This window comes from Bacillus sp. SN1 (assembly GCF_002796895.1).
GTDB classification, from domain to species: domain Bacteria; phylum Bacillota; class Bacilli; order Bacillales; family Bacillaceae; genus Bacillus; species Bacillus inaquosorum.
In genome coordinates this window covers 13,173-28,162 of record NZ_PHIE01000004.1, presented here as the reverse complement: position 1 = coordinate 28,162, position 14,990 = coordinate 13,173, and the positions used below count along the sequence as shown (strand labels likewise).

At 45.1% G+C, this 14,990-nt stretch carries 13 protein-coding genes and 5 tRNA genes; 8 read left to right on the top strand and 10 right to left on the bottom strand.

What is annotated here, in order from left to right; translation table 11 throughout:
* Positions 1 to 268 precede the first annotated feature (268 nt).
* From glmM to CVV77_RS14340, 10 genes are all read right to left on the bottom strand, one after another.
* Positions 269 to 1,615: a phosphoglucosamine mutase gene (gene glmM, locus CVV77_RS14385; protein WP_003241450.1), complete on the bottom strand. Its 1,347-nt coding sequence runs from the start codon at positions 1,613 to 1,615 to the stop codon at positions 269 to 271.
* Positions 1,616 to 1,633: 18 nt separating this feature from the next.
* Positions 1,634 to 3,088 carry a CdaA regulatory protein CdaR gene (cdaR, locus tag CVV77_RS14380; protein WP_100275713.1) on the bottom strand — a complete coding sequence of 485 codons (1,455 nt, stop codon included), beginning with the start codon at positions 3,086 to 3,088 and terminating at the stop codon, positions 1,634 to 1,636.
* The gene (cdaA, locus tag CVV77_RS14375; RefSeq protein WP_100275712.1) at positions 3,081 to 3,902 is read right to left on the bottom strand and encodes a diadenylate cyclase CdaA; all 822 of its coding nucleotides are present in this window, start codon (positions 3,900 to 3,902) and stop codon (positions 3,081 to 3,083) included. Before cdaA ends, cdaR begins: the two co-directional genes overlap by 8 nt.
* A 160-nt stretch (positions 3,903 to 4,062) precedes the next feature.
* A complete protein-coding gene (rsiW, locus tag CVV77_RS14370) occupies positions 4,063 to 4,689 on the bottom strand; it encodes an anti-sigma-W factor RsiW (RefSeq protein WP_003241455.1) in 627 nt (208 codons plus the stop codon).
* Positions 4,690 to 4,702: 13 nt separating this feature from the next.
* Positions 4,703 to 5,266, bottom strand: coding sequence for an RNA polymerase sigma factor SigW (sigW, locus tag CVV77_RS14365; protein ID WP_014478649.1), 564 nt, complete (start codon positions 5,264 to 5,266; stop codon positions 4,703 to 4,705).
* A 228-nt stretch (positions 5,267 to 5,494) separates the two neighbouring features.
* A tRNA-Gln gene (locus CVV77_RS14360) sits at positions 5,495 to 5,566 on the bottom strand.
* 4 nt (positions 5,567 to 5,570) lie between these two features.
* Positions 5,571 to 5,655: transfer RNA gene (locus tag CVV77_RS14355), tRNA-Tyr, on the bottom strand.
* A 21-nt stretch (positions 5,656 to 5,676) separates the two neighbouring features.
* A tRNA-Thr gene (locus tag CVV77_RS14350) sits at positions 5,677 to 5,749 on the bottom strand.
* A 4-nt stretch (positions 5,750 to 5,753) separates the two neighbouring features.
* A tRNA-Val gene (locus CVV77_RS14345) sits at positions 5,754 to 5,829 on the bottom strand.
* 3 nt (positions 5,830 to 5,832) lie between these two features.
* Positions 5,833 to 5,907: transfer RNA gene (locus tag CVV77_RS14340), tRNA-Glu, on the bottom strand.
* 180 nt (positions 5,908 to 6,087) lie between these two features.
* Between CVV77_RS14340 and CVV77_RS14335 the strand changes: the two genes are divergently transcribed.
* The 8 genes from CVV77_RS14335 (at position 6,088) to CVV77_RS14300 (ending at position 14,918) form a co-directional block, all read left to right on the top strand.
* The gene (locus tag CVV77_RS14335; protein ID WP_003241460.1) at positions 6,088 to 6,543 is read left to right on the top strand and encodes a 2-thiouracil desulfurase family protein; all 456 of its coding nucleotides are present in this window, start codon (positions 6,088 to 6,090) and stop codon (positions 6,541 to 6,543) included.
* A 12-nt stretch (positions 6,544 to 6,555) separates the two neighbouring features.
* On the top strand, positions 6,556 to 7,038 hold the full coding sequence (locus tag CVV77_RS14330) for a GNAT family N-acetyltransferase (protein ID WP_100275711.1): 483 nt from the start codon (positions 6,556 to 6,558) through the stop codon (positions 7,036 to 7,038).
* Positions 7,039 to 7,147: 109 nt separating this feature from the next.
* Positions 7,148 to 8,062 (top strand): N-acetylmuramic acid 6-phosphate etherase, encoded by a 915-nt coding sequence (gene murQ / locus CVV77_RS14325; RefSeq protein ID WP_100275710.1) that lies wholly within the window; start codon positions 7,148 to 7,150, stop codon positions 8,060 to 8,062.
* 16 nt (positions 8,063 to 8,078) lie between these two features.
* Complete coding sequence (locus CVV77_RS14320) at positions 8,079 to 8,930, top strand: MurR/RpiR family transcriptional regulator (RefSeq protein WP_003241465.1); 852 nt, start codon at positions 8,079 to 8,081, stop codon at positions 8,928 to 8,930.
* Between the two features lie 25 nt (positions 8,931 to 8,955).
* Positions 8,956 to 10,323, top strand: a complete 1,368-nt coding sequence (locus CVV77_RS14315; protein WP_100275709.1) for a PTS transporter subunit EIIC — start codon at positions 8,956 to 8,958, stop codon at positions 10,321 to 10,323.
* Between the two features lie 55 nt (positions 10,324 to 10,378).
* Positions 10,379 to 11,704 (top strand): penicillin binding protein PBP4B, encoded by a 1,326-nt coding sequence (pbp4b, locus tag CVV77_RS14310; RefSeq protein ID WP_100275708.1) that lies wholly within the window; start codon positions 10,379 to 10,381, stop codon positions 11,702 to 11,704.
* 27 nt (positions 11,705 to 11,731) lie between these two features.
* Positions 11,732 to 13,660 carry a glycoside hydrolase family 3 protein gene (locus CVV77_RS14305; protein ID WP_100275707.1) on the top strand — a complete coding sequence of 643 codons (1,929 nt, stop codon included), beginning with the start codon at positions 11,732 to 11,734 and terminating at the stop codon, positions 13,658 to 13,660.
* A 13-nt stretch (positions 13,661 to 13,673) separates the two neighbouring features.
* Complete coding sequence (locus CVV77_RS14300; RefSeq protein ID WP_100275706.1) at positions 13,674 to 14,918, top strand: exo-beta-N-acetylmuramidase NamZ family protein; 1,245 nt, start codon at positions 13,674 to 13,676, stop codon at positions 14,916 to 14,918.
* Positions 14,919 to 14,990: the final 72 nt, after the last annotated feature.

The following is a 14,990-nucleotide window of genomic DNA, read 5'->3' as shown; positions in this document are numbered from 1 at the left end:
ACTCAGCCGGGAGGCATCCGCCGAAAATTCGATAACCTCCATCCTCGTCAACTAAGCCTTTTTCCGGGCGCTTAGTTCGGGCGCTATCATTATAGGTAAAGCAATAATCCCGTCTTTTCTTCCTCAGAGAAAATAAGAACAAGACAAGCTTGATTTTACAGCATGTGCCATGAACGGTCAATTGTTTTTTAAACAACTTTGCCACATGTCTCACAATTATCATATGTAAATCTCGCTTGTCTTGTTCGCTCTCTAATTATAGACTTCGTTACTCCAATCCCATTTCTGACCGGACGACTTCAGCAATGCGATTTACATATTCATCGCACAGCTCTTTCGTCTTCGCTTCAGCCATGACACGGACGAGCGGTTCAGTGCCTGAAGGACGCACCAAAATCCGGCCGTCGCCGTTCATTTCTTTTTCAACTTCAGAAATAACAGCTTTTACTTTTTCGTTTTCTTCGACTTTATATTTATCAGTTACTCTCACATTGACTAACAGCTGCGGGAACTTCTGCATTTCAGCTGCAAGCTCTGACAGCGGCTTGCCTGTCGCTTTCAAAGTGTTCATCAGCATAATAGCAGACAATAATCCGTCTCCTGTCGTGTTGTAATCAAGGAAAATAAGGTGTCCTGACTGCTCCCCGCCGACATTGTAGCCGTCTTTTTTCATCGCTTCTACTACGTAGCGGTCGCCGACAGCTGTCTGTACGCTTTTGATGCCTTCTTTTTCGAGCGCCTTATAGAAGCCGAGGTTGCTCATCACGGTTGAAACCACTGTATCATCCTTCAAACGGCCCTCTGATTTCAGATGTTTTGAGCATATGTACATGATTTGGTCGCCGTCAACGATATTTCCTTTTTCATCGACAGCAATCAGGCGGTCGCCGTCACCGTCGAACGCAAGGCCCAGATCGGCGTTTTTCTCTTTGACAAACGCGCTGAGCGCTTCCGGATGAGTCGATCCGACGCCGTCATTAATATTTAATCCGTTCGGAGAAGTTCCCATTGTTGACACATCTGCATCTAAATCAGCAAACAGGTGTGTCGCCAAGGACGACGTTGCTCCATGAGCACAGTCAAGCGCCACATGAATACCTGTGAAATCTTCATCAGCTGTCTGTTTTAAGAATTGCAGATATTTTTGGCCGCCTTCGAAATAATCATTTACAAGCCCGAGATCGGCTCCGACCGGTCTTGGCAGCTTATCCTCCGGTTCGTCCATCAGGCGCTCAATTTCAGCCTCCTGTTCATCAGAAAGCTTAAATCCGTCTCCCCCGAAAAACTTGATGCCGTTATCCTGCACTGGATTGTGAGAAGCAGAAATCATGACGCCTGCCTCTGCATCCATTGCTTTTGTTAAATAAGAGACACCAGGTGTAGAAATGACACCCAGACGCATGACTTCTGCGCCAATCGATAAAAGTCCGGCGACAAGGGCTCCCTCCAGCATATGGCCGGAGATCCGTGTATCGCGGCCTATCAGCACTTTTGGACGTTGTTTGTCTTTAGTCAGTACATAACCGCCGAAACGTCCGACTTTAAAGGCCAGCTCAGGTGTAAGCTCACTATTGGCGACACCTCTTACACCGTCTGTTCCAAAATACTTGCCCATTTTATAATCGCTCCTTTTTTATTCCGATGTGGATTGTGAATCCGCAGTGGATTCGTCCTCATCCTGATCTTGGTTTTGATCTTTATTTTCGTCTTGTTTTTGATCATTGCTGTCTTTATCAGTGTTCGTTGTATCTTCTTGCTGCTTGTTATCTTGATCATTCGTTTGTTTATCTGTGTCATCCTGGTTTCCTGATGTATTGCCACTGTTATCATTAGTCGATGTATTGCTTTTTTTGGACGTCAGCTTGATTTTGGCGTTTTTCTGCCCCAAGGACCAGGTTACATTCTGAGGCCCATTTACTTCAAGCTTCACGCTATGCTCCCCATCATCTAAATCTGAAACATTCACATACAATTCAATATCAGATTTCTTCAGGCTTTTTATATTAGCGGGAGAGCCTTTAGCCGTCACGTCTATCGCCTGCGATTCAGGATCTAGAAACTCAATGTTTTGCGAGCTGCTCAGCCCTATAGTCTTAATAGGGACATTCTCAAATTTTTGATCCGCTTCACTATCAACTTCAATATGCAAAGTCACCTTTGACGGCGAGATTTTTTTGACGCCGTCAGGAAGCGGGATGTCTGCCTCGATATCGGAATCCTTGTTAATTTTGCTTAAATCTAAGCTGACGCCGTCAATAAATTCAAGAGAATCCAACACATCCTGAGAGCCGTAAACTGTTACCTCACTGGGGCTGGATTCAATATTCGCTATGCTGACACCGTCAGGAAGGCTTCCTGTCCGTTCAATTTTAAAAGGCACTTTTTTACTCGGGCTTGTCACAGGAACGGTAATCTTGATGACCGAGGGCTCCACGTCGACAGGAAGCGCGTTTCCGTCTTTATCATAAACAGTCACTTTCGCTTCCTTTTCAATCGTTTCATCTGCGTTTTCCAAATTCACTGAAGCTTTCACAAGAGAAATGTTATCAATCACATTTTTAGATCCCGTAATCTGTACATTTTTCGGACTGACAATCGGCTGCTCCGGAGAATAGCCTTTTTTCATCTTGTTTTTATTGTAGTACTCCACTTCTACGGGAAAGCTTTTGGTCGTCCGTTCTTGAATGGTCACTGTCGTAACAGACGGATTGATCGAGATTGTCAGCCCATCCGACACGTTTTTGGCCTTAAGCTCGACCTTATGTGTGCCGGTTTTTAAATTTTCCATGTCGGCATAAATTTCAAAGTTCTTTGTCTGCCTAGCCTTTTTCACGGCGCTTGTCGAGCCTTTTATCGTGACATTAACCGTTTGCGGGACACCTGTCACGACGTAATTTTCATCATCATAATACGCTTTGACCGGAATATCGGTCAGTGTTGCTTCATCAATTGTTGATGTCGGAAAGAAAGATTCACCCGGTTTTTTCGGAGTCGGTGCTTGATTGCTGTTAACCGCCACATAAAGCAAGAGCGCGAAAAGCAGAGCAATGATTTTCACAGCCCAGCGGTTGTTTAAGAATTTATCCATTTTTCTTGCCCCTCCAATACCAGCGGTTAGAAGAAGTGTCTCTGGTGTTTTTCTTAAACTCGGCTTCAAGCATTTCTTTCAGTGCTTCTTCCGTCAGCTCTCTGTGAAGGTCGCCGTTCTTCGCCACACTGACGCCGCCGGTCTCTTCAGACACAATAATCGTCAAACTGTCCGTTACTTCACTGATGCCGACAGCCGCTCTGTGCCGCGTACCCAGTTCTTTTGAAATAAACGGGCTCTCCGAAAGCGGCAGATAACAAGCGGCAGCGGCAATTTCATTATTCTTCATAATCACCGCACCGTCATGAAGCGGGGTGTTCGGAATAAAAATATTGATCAGCAGCTCAGAGCTGACCTTGGCATTCAATGGTATGCCGGTCTCAATATAATCCCCCATTCCAGTATCCCGCTCAATGGTCAGCAGGGCGCCTATACGGCGTTTCGCCATATAATTGATCGCCTTTGATATTGCCTCAATCGTTTTCTGCTGCGCTTCCTCTACAGGCGTGCCGCTCCTTGAAAAAAAGCGGCCGCGGCCAAGCTGTTCAAGCGCTCTTCTCAGCTCAGGCTGAAAAATAATAATAATTGCTAAAAATCCCCATGTTATCGCTTGGTCCATCAGCCATTGAAGCGTGCTGAGGCCCAAGTATTGGCTGGCCATACGGACAAGCACGATCACTACAATTCCTTTTAACAGCTGAACCGCTTTCGTGCCGCGTATCACCATAATCAATTTATATATCACATACCAAACAAGGAGAATATCAACGGCATTGCCGAGGTACTGCAAAAAAGGGATATCCTCAAAAGCCATTTCCTCGTCCTCCAAGATTTCAGTCATTTCGTATTTTGTGTTTTACGTGTTACGCATATGTACTTTACATAGCGAGCCCATTATACCACATTTCGATTTAGCAAGTGAAATGTGCCCGCCCTCTCAGCCCGTAAAAAAAGAGCAAAGCGACTGACGCGCTTTACTCTTTTCCGTTTGGATCTAATGCATGGAGTACACTTTTCCCCGCAGACTTCATTTTGTACCATGTCCAGTCGAATAATTGATTGATTTCTTCAATCTGACCGGTGACTTGTCCAGCAGAGGCCATATACTTCTCGCCGTTTACGACGGTTACATCCCCGTCTATTTTTCCTTTAATAATCAGCTTGCCGTTTTTAACAGTGACATCACCTTTGACCGTCTCACCCTCAGGCACGATCACAGTGTTGTTATGCACCACAAGATTCGGCTGCTTGGACACGCTGAAATTGTGGTCATTATGCCAGCTGTTTAAAAAACCTCCGCCCATCAAAATGATGAATACCGCAGCAGCTGCGATAACGGGATGGGATCTGAACCATCTTTTCACAGAAGCTCTTTTCTTCTCCTTAGGCAATTTTGCCATGACGTTAGCGGTAAAATTCGCGGGGGCTTCAACATGCGATGTGCTCCGGACGAGCGCTATGGATTTTTCCATCTCATAAAAATGCTTTCTGCACTTCTCGCATGTCTCAAGATGTTCCTTTAATACGTCTTCATCTTTTGGAAGGATATCTCCATCAAGATGCATATGCATAAGCTGCACAATTTGTTCAGGACAGCTCATTTCATCACCCCACTTAAAGATCCCTTAATTGTTTTCTGAGAGCCTCTCTGCCTCTGTGAATCCGCGTTTTTACAGTCCCCACAGGAATGTTCAGAATCTCGCCGATTTCAATTAATGAGAGTTCGTCAATATACTTTAATACGATGACTGTTCTGTATTTGTCAGGAAGCTTTAAAATCTTCTGCTGAATCGTGTTTGAGAGCTCCAGCGACACTACTGCATCTTCAGGCAAAACCCCATCTGCGGCGATTTGTGAATACATGGTCAAGCCTTCCGTACCAGCCACCTCTGCATCGAGGTAATAATCAGGCTTCTTTTTGCGAATGCGGTCAATGGTCAAATTGGTCGCGATTCGATAAAGCCAAGTTGAAAATTTCCGGTTAATATCAAAACTGTCGATATTAACGTACGCTCTGATGAAAGCCTCCTGTGCAATATCCTCCGCCTCATGCACATTGCCAAGCATACGGTAGCAAAGCTGATAAATTTTATCCTTGTAAATATCTACGATGTCCGCAAATGCATTTTGGTCGCCTTTTTTGACTTGCTTAATTCTCTTTTTAATCATCATTTCCATATTTATCTAACCTCTGCCTTCACCGGTCTGTATGTATACGAGCTTCGTTTCAAAAGGTTTCAACTTTTTTATAAAATAAGTTTATCAAATTTTTGGCAGGGTGTAGATGGTAATTCGTGAATAAACTACCTTAACATATTTTTAAAATTACTATACAGACTGAACAGTTAGAAATCGGAATGATTTTAAAAAGAAAAAAAGACACCTTTTGGTCAAAGGTGTCTGTGACTGGGCTAGCTGGATTCGAACCAACGCATGACGGAGTCAAAGTCCGTTGCCTTACCGCTTGGCTATAGCCCAATAATGGTGGAGGGGGGCAGATTCGAACTGCCGAACCCTGAGGGAGCGGATTTACAGTCCGCCGCGTTTAGCCACTTCGCTACCCCTCCACATTAAGTTTTGAAAAACAGTGCCGGCAAGAGGACTTGAACCCCCAACCTACTGATTACAAGTCAGTTGCTCTACCAATTGAGCTACACCGGCAAGATGGTGGAGGATGACGGGCTCGAACCGCCGACCCTCTGCTTGTAAGGCAGATGCTCTCCCAGCTGAGCTAATCCTCCAAATGGTGACCCGTACGGGATTCGAACCCGTGTTACCGCCGTGAAAGGGCGGTGTCTTAACCGCTTGACCAACGGGCCGTTTGTGTTCTCGTCGAGCTGACAAAAGTTATTATATACAGGTTACCCCCTGTTTGTAAAGAGAAAAATTAAATTTTTTATTTTCAAACTTTTTAACTCCTTTTTTAACTGAAAAAGCCTCCCAACATTTATCATTTCTTTTATGATAGAGACAAACAAATCAAGAGAGGAGAAACCAATATGATTCTAGTCAGTTCTTGCCTTGGCGGCATTGAATGCAGATACAACGGCTCTCATGCCGCATCGGAAAAAATCAGAAAACTCGTCGAAGAAAATAAAGCAGTTATGGCATGCCCCGAGCTTCTCGGCGGCTTCTCAACTCCCCGCGAACCTGCAGAGATCATCGGAGGCAAAGGCGAGGATGTTCTCAATGGAACCGCGAAAATCGTGACAGCTTCAGGAGAAGATGTAACAGAATTATATATGGAAGGCGCCGCTAAAACATTAGCTTACGCAAAAGAAATCAATGCCTCTGCCGTCATATTAAAAGAAAACAGTCCATCGTGCGGAAGCAGTTTTATCTATAATGGCACATTCTCTGGCAAAAAAATCGCAGGCAGCGGAGTGACTGCCGCACTGCTAAAACAAGCGGGCTACCGCGTCATTTCAGAAAACCAGCTAGACGACATATTGTAAGGAGGCCGCCACATGACTCAAGACATTTCTTTATCCTTCTATAAGTCTGAACATTTGCCGGAGCTTCAATCATTCATGCTAAATAACGATGACAAACGCTTTACCTCTCTCCCCAAAGAGGTGCTGACTCAGACCCTGGGCATACAGGACCGATATCCAGTTGTCATCTTAAAAGACGATCTGCCAGTCGGTTTTTTCATTTTACATACATCAAAAGAAACGCTTGCACCCTATTCTAACAATCCATTTGCTTTACTGCTCAGTTCCCTGTCTTTAAATGCTATGCATCACGGAAAAGGCTATGCCAAAAAAGCAATGCTTCAGCTTCCCTCTTTTGTGAGCGGTTATTTTCCATGGTGCGATGAAATCATCTTGGCCGTCAATCACCTGAACACACGAGCAAAGCACCTTTATATGAAAAGCGGGTTCCTTGATAAAGGACGGCGAAGAATCGGGCCGCTCGGGGAACAGCTGATTCTTCATTATTTCTTATAGTCTTGCATGAAATAAAATTTCAAAAATACAAAAACATAGTTGAAATATCATGACAGAGATGAATATACTGAATAATAAGATATATTATTTTTAAACAGGGGGCATCCTCATGTCAGAATCATTAAACCTTCACCGTCTTACAACGGAATCACGTAATAGCCAAACAGCGGAAATCCACAAAGCAAACACGCTCGGCATCCTCAAAATGATTAATAACGAAGATTTGAAAGTTGCTGCCGCCGTTCAGCAGGTTCTCCCCGATATTAAAACAGCTGTAGACTGCGCGTACGACTCGTTTCAAAATGGAGGCCGCCTCATATACACAGGCGCCGGCACAAGCGGCAGACTCGGTATCATGGATGCTGTTGAATGTCCTCCCACCTACAGCGTAAGCCCAGATCAGGTCATCGGAATCATGGCTGGAGGCCCCAAAGCATTTTTGCAGGCAGCAGAGGGCATTGAAGACAGTGAAGAAGCAGGAGCTGAGGATTTAAAAAACATACAACTCACTTCAAACGACACCGTCATTGCCATCGCAGCAAGCGGGCGCACACCCTATGCCTCAGGCGCCCTAACATACGCCCGCAAAGTCGGTGCACACACCATCGCCCTTACCTGTAATGAAAATTCCGCCATCAGCAAGGATGCGGATCACAGCATTGAGGTTGTCGTCGGACCTGAGGCCATTACAGGATCAACACGTATGAAAGCCGCAACCGCTCATAAAATGATTTTAAACATGATATCCACCGCAGTAATGGTCAAAATCGGCAAGGTTTACGAAAACTTGATGGTGGACGTCAACGTCAGCAACAAAAAACTAAAAGAACGTGCCATCAGCATCATCCAAAGCCTCACAAACGCTTCATACGACACAGCCAAAAATACACTGGAACAAGCCGATCATCACGTCAAAACGGCAATCGTCATGCTCAAAACACGTACAGATCAGGAACAAGCTAAGACATTGCTTAATGAAGCAAACGGTTTTATAGACAAAGCAATCGAAAATTACCCTTCATGATAAGGAGAGACCAAGAATGGCAGCAGGCGGTTTAGCCATCATCCAATCAATGAAGCACAAGCTCCCTCCATCCGAGCGTAAACTTGCAGATTACATTCTAACTCATCCCCACAAAGCAATAGAAAGCACTGTCAGTGAAATCAGCGCCTTAGCCAATTCAAGTGACGCTGCCGTCATCAGGCTCTGCAAATCACTCGGGTTAAAGGGATTTCAAGATTTAAAAATGAGAGTAGCAGGGGATCTGGCAAAGCCTACTTTACAAGGCTACCGGGACATTTCTCCCCACGAACCGCTACACTCCATTTCTGAAAAGACAGCCGGCAATGCCATTCAGGCCATTCAGGATACTTCAGACCTGATGGACTACAAAGAGCTGGAACGAGCGGTTTCTCTGCTTCTCAAAGCTCACACTGTGCATTTTATCGGCGTCGGGGCTTCCGGCATTGTCGCCAAGGACGCCCAGCAAAAATGGCTTCGCATTCATAAACAAGCAACCGCGTTCTCAGACACTCACCTTGTGGCATCTTTAATCGCAAATGCAGATAAGGATGACATCGTATTCGCCATTTCGTTTTCGGGAGAGACGCAGGAAATCATTGAACTGCTCACCATGGCTAAGGAAAAAGGCATCACAACGATCAGCCTCACACAATTCAGTCAGACATCCGTCTCTGCGCTGGCTGATGTCCCGTTGTACACAGCACATTCCAACGAAGCCCTGATTCGAAGTGCAGCCACTTCCTCCCGCCTCGCTCAGCTTTTTATGATTGATGTTTTGTTTTTAGGCATGGCCGCTGAGCAGTATGAAGAAACAACCGGCTATATCGATAAAACGAGAGCAGCCATACAATCTATGAGAAAAAAATAAGACATCTTGAAGAGGAGGGGTTTTGATGAGCAAAGATAATAACTACAATCATCTCGCAAAGAAAATCCTTGAGCTATGCGGAGGAAAATCCAATATTTCCTCATATACTCATTGCATGACACGCCTGCGTATTACGCCTTACAATGAAAACAAAACAGATATTCAGGCCTTAAGAGAGCTGGACGGCGTATTAGGAGTCGTTGAAGCTGAAACCTTACAAATCATCCTCGGCACCGGAGTCGTCAATCATGTCACAGCCGCTTTCTCAAAGCTCGTGTCAGAAGAAGAAGGTGTCGATGTCAAAGAAGCAGCTGCCAAAAAGAAAGCAGATATAAATCGGAAAAACGCCACTCCTTTTAAACTATTCTTACGTAAAATTGCCAGCATCTTTATCCCTCTTATTCCCGCACTCGTCGCTTCCGGTTTAATCACTGGGATTACCAAAGCAATTATACAAGCCGGATGGCTCTCTGCAGAATCACAAATCGCTATTATCCTGACAGTCATCGGATCAGGACTGTTCACATATCTCGGCATCCTCGTCGGCATTAACGCATCGAAAGAATTTGGCGGTACACCCGCTCTTGGGGCTTTGGCCGGGATCTTGATTATTAATCCGGAGATCGCAAAGATCAGTTTATTCGGAGAACAGCTTCTTCCTGGCAGGGGAGGTCTGATCGGAGTTCTTTTCGCAGCCATATTCATTGCTTACACCGAACAATTTATCCGCCGTTTTATTCCTCAATCTCTCGATATCATTGTCACCCCAACCGTTTCACTATTAATCACCGGAATCGTCACATATGTCGTATTTATGCCTTTAGGCGGCTTCATTTCTGATGCCATTACATCTGGCCTTCTGTCCATCCTGGACATCGGCGGCATCGCTGCAGGCTTTATTCTGGGCGCAACCTTCCTTCCTCTCGTCGTGACCGGACTGCATCAAGGCTTGACGCCTGTGCACATGGAACTAATCAATTCAATCGGCAATGATCCTCTGCTCCCTATTCTGGCTATGGGAGGTGCAGGACAGGTAGGCGCGGCCTTTGCCATCTTAGTAAAAACGAAAAAAACAACATTAAGAAAAGCGATCGCCGGAGGGCTTCCTTCGGGGCTGCTCGGCATTGGTGAACCGCTTATTTTCGGAGTCACACTGCCGCTCGGCCGTCCGTTTTTAACAGCATGCCTAGGTGCTGGAATCGGCGGCGCATTTCAAGCTTATTTTCAGGTAGCCACCTTTGCGATCGGTGTCTCCGGGCTGCCGCTTTCCTTTCTCGTCCTGCCATCACAAATCATCCTATATATCGTCGGGCTCTTTATTTCATACGCGGCCGGTTTTTTAATGACCTACGCATTCGGGTATAAAGATGAAATGGCTTCTCAGTTCGATTAAATTGTTTCTGTTTTTGGGATAGTAACGGGATAGAAGCACGGAAAGGAGCAAGCCTGTGAAAACTAAAACATTGTCCTTACTCAGTGCCATTTTAATCCTATCTATATTGACGCCAAATGAAACCTTCGCGCAAACAGCAGATTACCAAGTTGAGCCGAAAACCATAAATGCAGAAACTGCACAATTCTCGTCGAAGAAACTAAGGAAGGTTGATCAGATGATTGAACGGGATATTGCAGCAGGATTTCCAGGCGCCGTTCTTGTCGTCGTGAAGGATGGCCGCATCATAAAAAAAGAAGCATACGGCTACAGTAAAAAGTACGAAGGATCAGAACTGCTGCGCCGTCCGGTAAAAATGAAAACCCGCACGATGTTTGACTTAGCCTCAAATACGAAAATGTACGCAACTAATTTTGCCTTGCAGCGCTTAGTCAGCCAAGGAAAACTCGACATCTATGAAAAGGTTTCTGCATATTTGCCTGATTTCAAAGATCAGCCGGGAGACCTTATTAAAGGAAAAAACAAAATTCGTGTCATCGATGTTCTCCAGCATCAGTCCGGGCTCCCCTCAAGCTTTTACTTTTACACGCCGGAAAAAGCCGGCATGTACTATTCTCAGGATCGGGACAAAACGATTGAATATTTGACAAAAATCCCGCTCGATTATGAAACAGGGACAAAACACGTATACAGTGACATTGGATATATGCTCCTCGGCTGTATTGTCGAAAAACTCACCGGTAAACCGCTTGATCTCTACACGGAGCAAGAACTTTACAAGCCGCTGGGACTGAGACATACCTTGTACAATCCGCTGCAAAAAGGCTTTAAACCAAAGCAGTTCGCAGCTACTGAACGTATGGGCAATACGCGCGACGGCGTTATTCATTTCCCTAATATCCGCACAAACACGCTGCAAGGAGAAGTTCATGACGAAAAAGCATTTTACTCAATGGACGGCGTGTCCGGCCATGCCGGATTGTTCTCAAATGCTGATGATATGGCCATTCTGCTGCAAGTCATGTTAAACAAAGGCTCATACCGCAGCGTTTCTTTATTTGATCAAAAAACAGCCGACCTATTTACAGCACCTTCAGCAACAGATCCGACATTCGCACTTGGCTGGCGGCGAAACGGAAGTAAAAGCATGGAATGGATGTTTGGCCCTTATGCCAGCGAAAAAGCTTACGGGCATACCGGCTGGACAGGGACAGTTACCGTCATTGATCCAACCTACAATTTAGGCATCGCATTGTTAACAAATAAAAAGCATTCACCAGTAGCCGATCCAGAGGAAAATCCAAACGTGTTTGAGGGTGACCAATTTCCAACAGGCAGTTATGGGAGCGTCATTACCGCGATTTATGAAGCGATGGAATGAATGATTCAACGATAGGAGGAAGTTTCTATGAAACCTGTCTTTCCGCTTATCCTTTCAGCCGTTCTCTTTCTTTCATGTTTTCTCGGCGCCAGTCAGACAAAAGCCACTTCATCCAGTGGCTCAGCCGACACCAAGCAGATTGTCAATCGCATGACATTAGATGAAAAACTCGGCCAGATGTTAATGCCCGATTTCAGAAATTGGCAAAAGGAGGGCGAGTCCTCTCCGCAAGCCTTTACAGAAATGAATGAGGAAGTCGCCGGCCTCATCAAAAAATATCAATTCGGGGGCGTCATTCTATTTGCAGAAAATGTAAAAACAACAAAGCAAACTGTACAGCTGACAGACGTTTACCAAAAGGCGAGCCCTAAAATCCCGCTGATCCTGAGTATTGACCAGGAAGGCGGCATTGTAACGAGATTAGGGGAGGGCACAAATTTCCCAGGGAATATGGCGCTGGGCGCAGCCAGAAGCAGAATCAATGCCTATCAGACCGGCACCATTATTGGGAAGGAGCTTTCTGCCTTAGGCATTAATACAGATTTCAGCCCTGTTATGGACATTAATAATAATCCTGATAATCCAGTAATCGGCGTACGGTCATTCAGCTCCAATCGAGAACTGACAGCACGACTCGGTTTATATACGATGAAGGGTTTGCAGCGGCAAGATATCGCCTCTGCCCTCAAACATTTCCCGGGACATGGAGACACAGACGTTGACAGCCATTACGGACTGCCGCTCGTTTCCCATAATCAAGAAAGGCTTCGTGAGGTCGAACTCTATCCTTTTCAAAGAGCAATTGATGCCGGTGCTGATATGGTGATGACAGCTCATGTTCAATTTCCTGCCTTTGATGACACCACATACAAAAGCAAACTCGATGGATCGGACGTTTTGGTTCCGGCTACACTCTCGAAAAAAGTGATGACAGGTCTTCTTCGTCAGGAAATGGGCTTTGATGGCATCATCGTTACCGATGCTCTCAATATGAAAGCAATTGCAGATCACTTTGGCCAGGAAGATGCGGTAGTCATGGCTATAAAAGCCGGCGTCGATATTGCATTAATGCCTGCCTCAGTTACTTCACTGAAAGAAGAACAGAAATTCGCTCGTGTTATTCAAGCCTTAAAAGAAGCCGTGAAAAACGGAGACATTCCTGTACATCAAATCAACAAATCGGTTGAACGAATCATTTCCCTGAAAATAAAACGCGGTATGTATCCAGCTCGAAATGACGACAGCCTAAAAGAAAAAATAGCGAAAGCCCAGAAAATCGCAGGAAGCAAGCGTCACCTGAAAGCCGAGAAAAAAATAGCTGAAAAAGCAGTGACCGTATTAAAAAATGAACAGCACACCTTGCCGTTCAAGCCTAAAAAAGACAGCCGAATCTTAATTGTCGCGCCTTACGAAGAACAAACTGCTTCGATTGAACAAACCATTCGCGATCTCATCAAGCGAAAGAAAATCAAACCCGTGTCCCTCAGCAAAGTCAATTTTGCCAACCAAGTATTTAATATCGAGCATGAAAAACAAGTAAAAGAGGCTGATTATATCATTACTGGCTCCTACGTCGTGAAAAATGATCCTGTCGTCAACGACGGTGTCATCGACGACAGCATATCAGATTCAAGCAAATGGGCCACCGTCTTTCCGAGAGCTATGATGAAAGCCGCACTGCAGCACAACAAACAATTTGTCTTAATGAGCCTGCGCAACCCATATGATGCCGCCAATTTTGAAGAAGCTAAGGCACTCATTGCTGTCTATGGCTTTAAAGGATACGCAAACGGGCGTTATCTTCAACCTAATATTCCGGCCGGGGTTATGGCGATATTCGGCCAAGCAAAACCTAAAGGCACACTTCCAGTTGACATTCCATCAGTCACGAAACCGGGAGACATCCTTTACCCATATGGCTACGGGTTAAATATCAAAACGGGAAAACGGCTTTAACAAGGAGGGGCACATGCGAAAAACAATATTCGCTTTTCTTACAGGTCTCATGATGTTCGGAACGATAACAGCTGCCTCAGCATCACCCGATTCCAGGAATCAAACGGCTAAAAAACCTAAAGTCCAGACCGGCATAGACACGCTTTTCCCGGATTATAAAAAGCAGCTCAAAGGAAAACGAATTGGATTGATCACCAACTCAACCGGCGTAAACGCATCTCTGAAAAGCAGTGTCGATATTCTTTACGAGAACCCTGATATCAAGCTGACAGCTTTATTCGGCCCTGAGCACGGAGTCCGCGGCGACGCTCAGGCGGGAGACGAAGTCGGCTCTTACATTGATGAAAAAACCGGGATTCCCGTATACAGCCTCTACGGAAAAACGAAGAAACCGACTCCGGAGATGCTGAAAAATGTCGATGTTTTGATATTTGATATTCAGGATGTCGGGACCCGTTACTACACATACATTTATACAATGGCATATGCAATGGAAGCCGCTAAAGAAAACGGCATTCCATTTATGGTGCTGGACCGCCCGAATCCTCAAGGCGGGAAACATATTGAAGGACCGATCTTAGAGCCTGAGTACGCCTCATTTGTCGGACTGTATCCCATTCCGTTAAAGCACGGAATGACCATAGGCGAATTGGCTTTACTATTCAACAAGGAATTTGACATTGATGCAGATCTGACAGTGATGAAAATGAAACACTGGAAACGAAAAATGGATTTTGACGACACCAGACTGCCTTTCATCCTCCCTTCACCTAACATGCCGACGGTGGAGAGCACATTTGTTTATCCTGCAACCGGGCTGATTGAAGGAACGAATATATCCGAAGGGCGGGGAACGACAAAGCCATTCGAATTGATTGGGGCTCCCTTTATCAAAAGCACAGAACTTGAAGAAGCATTAAACAGCCTTAATCTGCCGGGCGTGATATTCAGGGCGGCTTCCTTTACGCCGACGTTTTCTAAACATCATGGAACGCTTTGCCACGGTGTGCAGCTCTATGTGACAGACAGAGAAAAGTTTGAAGCAGTAAAAACAGGTCTGTCACTCATTAAAACAATACACGATCTCTATCCTGAGGATTTTGAGTTCCTATCAACAGATTCATTTGATAAACTGGCAGGCAACGGCTGGATCAGGACAAAAATTAAAAACGGCGCTTCTATTGAAGACATCATAGACAGCTATGAAAAACCACTCCAACAATTCAGCAAAACTAGAAAAAAATATCTGATCTATTAAGACGTAAGCATCGTATGTTACACGTGTAACATACTCTTACCGAACAAAAGACCCTTACTTTCACATCTGAGT

What these genes read in the sequence shown, in the direction of transcription:
- CVV77_RS14320 (WP_003241465.1), top strand. Translation starts at nt 8,079, where the DNA reads ATGGCAGCAGGCGGTTTAGCCATCATCCAATCAATGAAGCACAAGCTC.
- CVV77_RS14300 (WP_100275706.1), top strand. Translation starts at nt 13,674, where the DNA reads ATGCGAAAAACAATATTCGCTTTTCTTACAGGTCTCATGATGTTCGGA.
- cdaR (WP_100275713.1), bottom strand. Translation starts at nt 3,088, where the DNA reads ATGGATAAATTCTTAAACAACCGCTGGGCTGTGAAAATCATTGCTCTG.
- CVV77_RS14305 (WP_100275707.1), top strand. Translation starts at nt 11,732, where the DNA reads ATGAAACCTGTCTTTCCGCTTATCCTTTCAGCCGTTCTCTTTCTTTCA.
- sigW (WP_014478649.1), bottom strand. Translation starts at nt 5,266, where the DNA reads ATGGAAATGATGATTAAAAAGAGAATTAAGCAAGTCAAAAAAGGCGAC.
- glmM (WP_003241450.1), bottom strand. Translation starts at nt 1,615, where the DNA reads ATGGGCAAGTATTTTGGAACAGACGGTGTAAGAGGTGTCGCCAATAGT.
- CVV77_RS14315 (WP_100275709.1), top strand. Translation starts at nt 8,956, where the DNA reads ATGAGCAAAGATAATAACTACAATCATCTCGCAAAGAAAATCCTTGAG.
- cdaA (WP_100275712.1), bottom strand. Translation starts at nt 3,902, where the DNA reads ATGGCTTTTGAGGATATCCCTTTTTTGCAGTACCTCGGCAATGCCGTT.
- rsiW (WP_003241455.1), bottom strand. Translation starts at nt 4,689, where the DNA reads ATGAGCTGTCCTGAACAAATTGTGCAGCTTATGCATATGCATCTTGAT.
- murQ (WP_100275710.1), top strand. Translation starts at nt 7,148, where the DNA reads ATGTCAGAATCATTAAACCTTCACCGTCTTACAACGGAATCACGTAAT.
- CVV77_RS14335 (WP_003241460.1), top strand. Translation starts at nt 6,088, where the DNA reads ATGATTCTAGTCAGTTCTTGCCTTGGCGGCATTGAATGCAGATACAAC.
- CVV77_RS14330 (WP_100275711.1), top strand. Translation starts at nt 6,556, where the DNA reads ATGACTCAAGACATTTCTTTATCCTTCTATAAGTCTGAACATTTGCCG.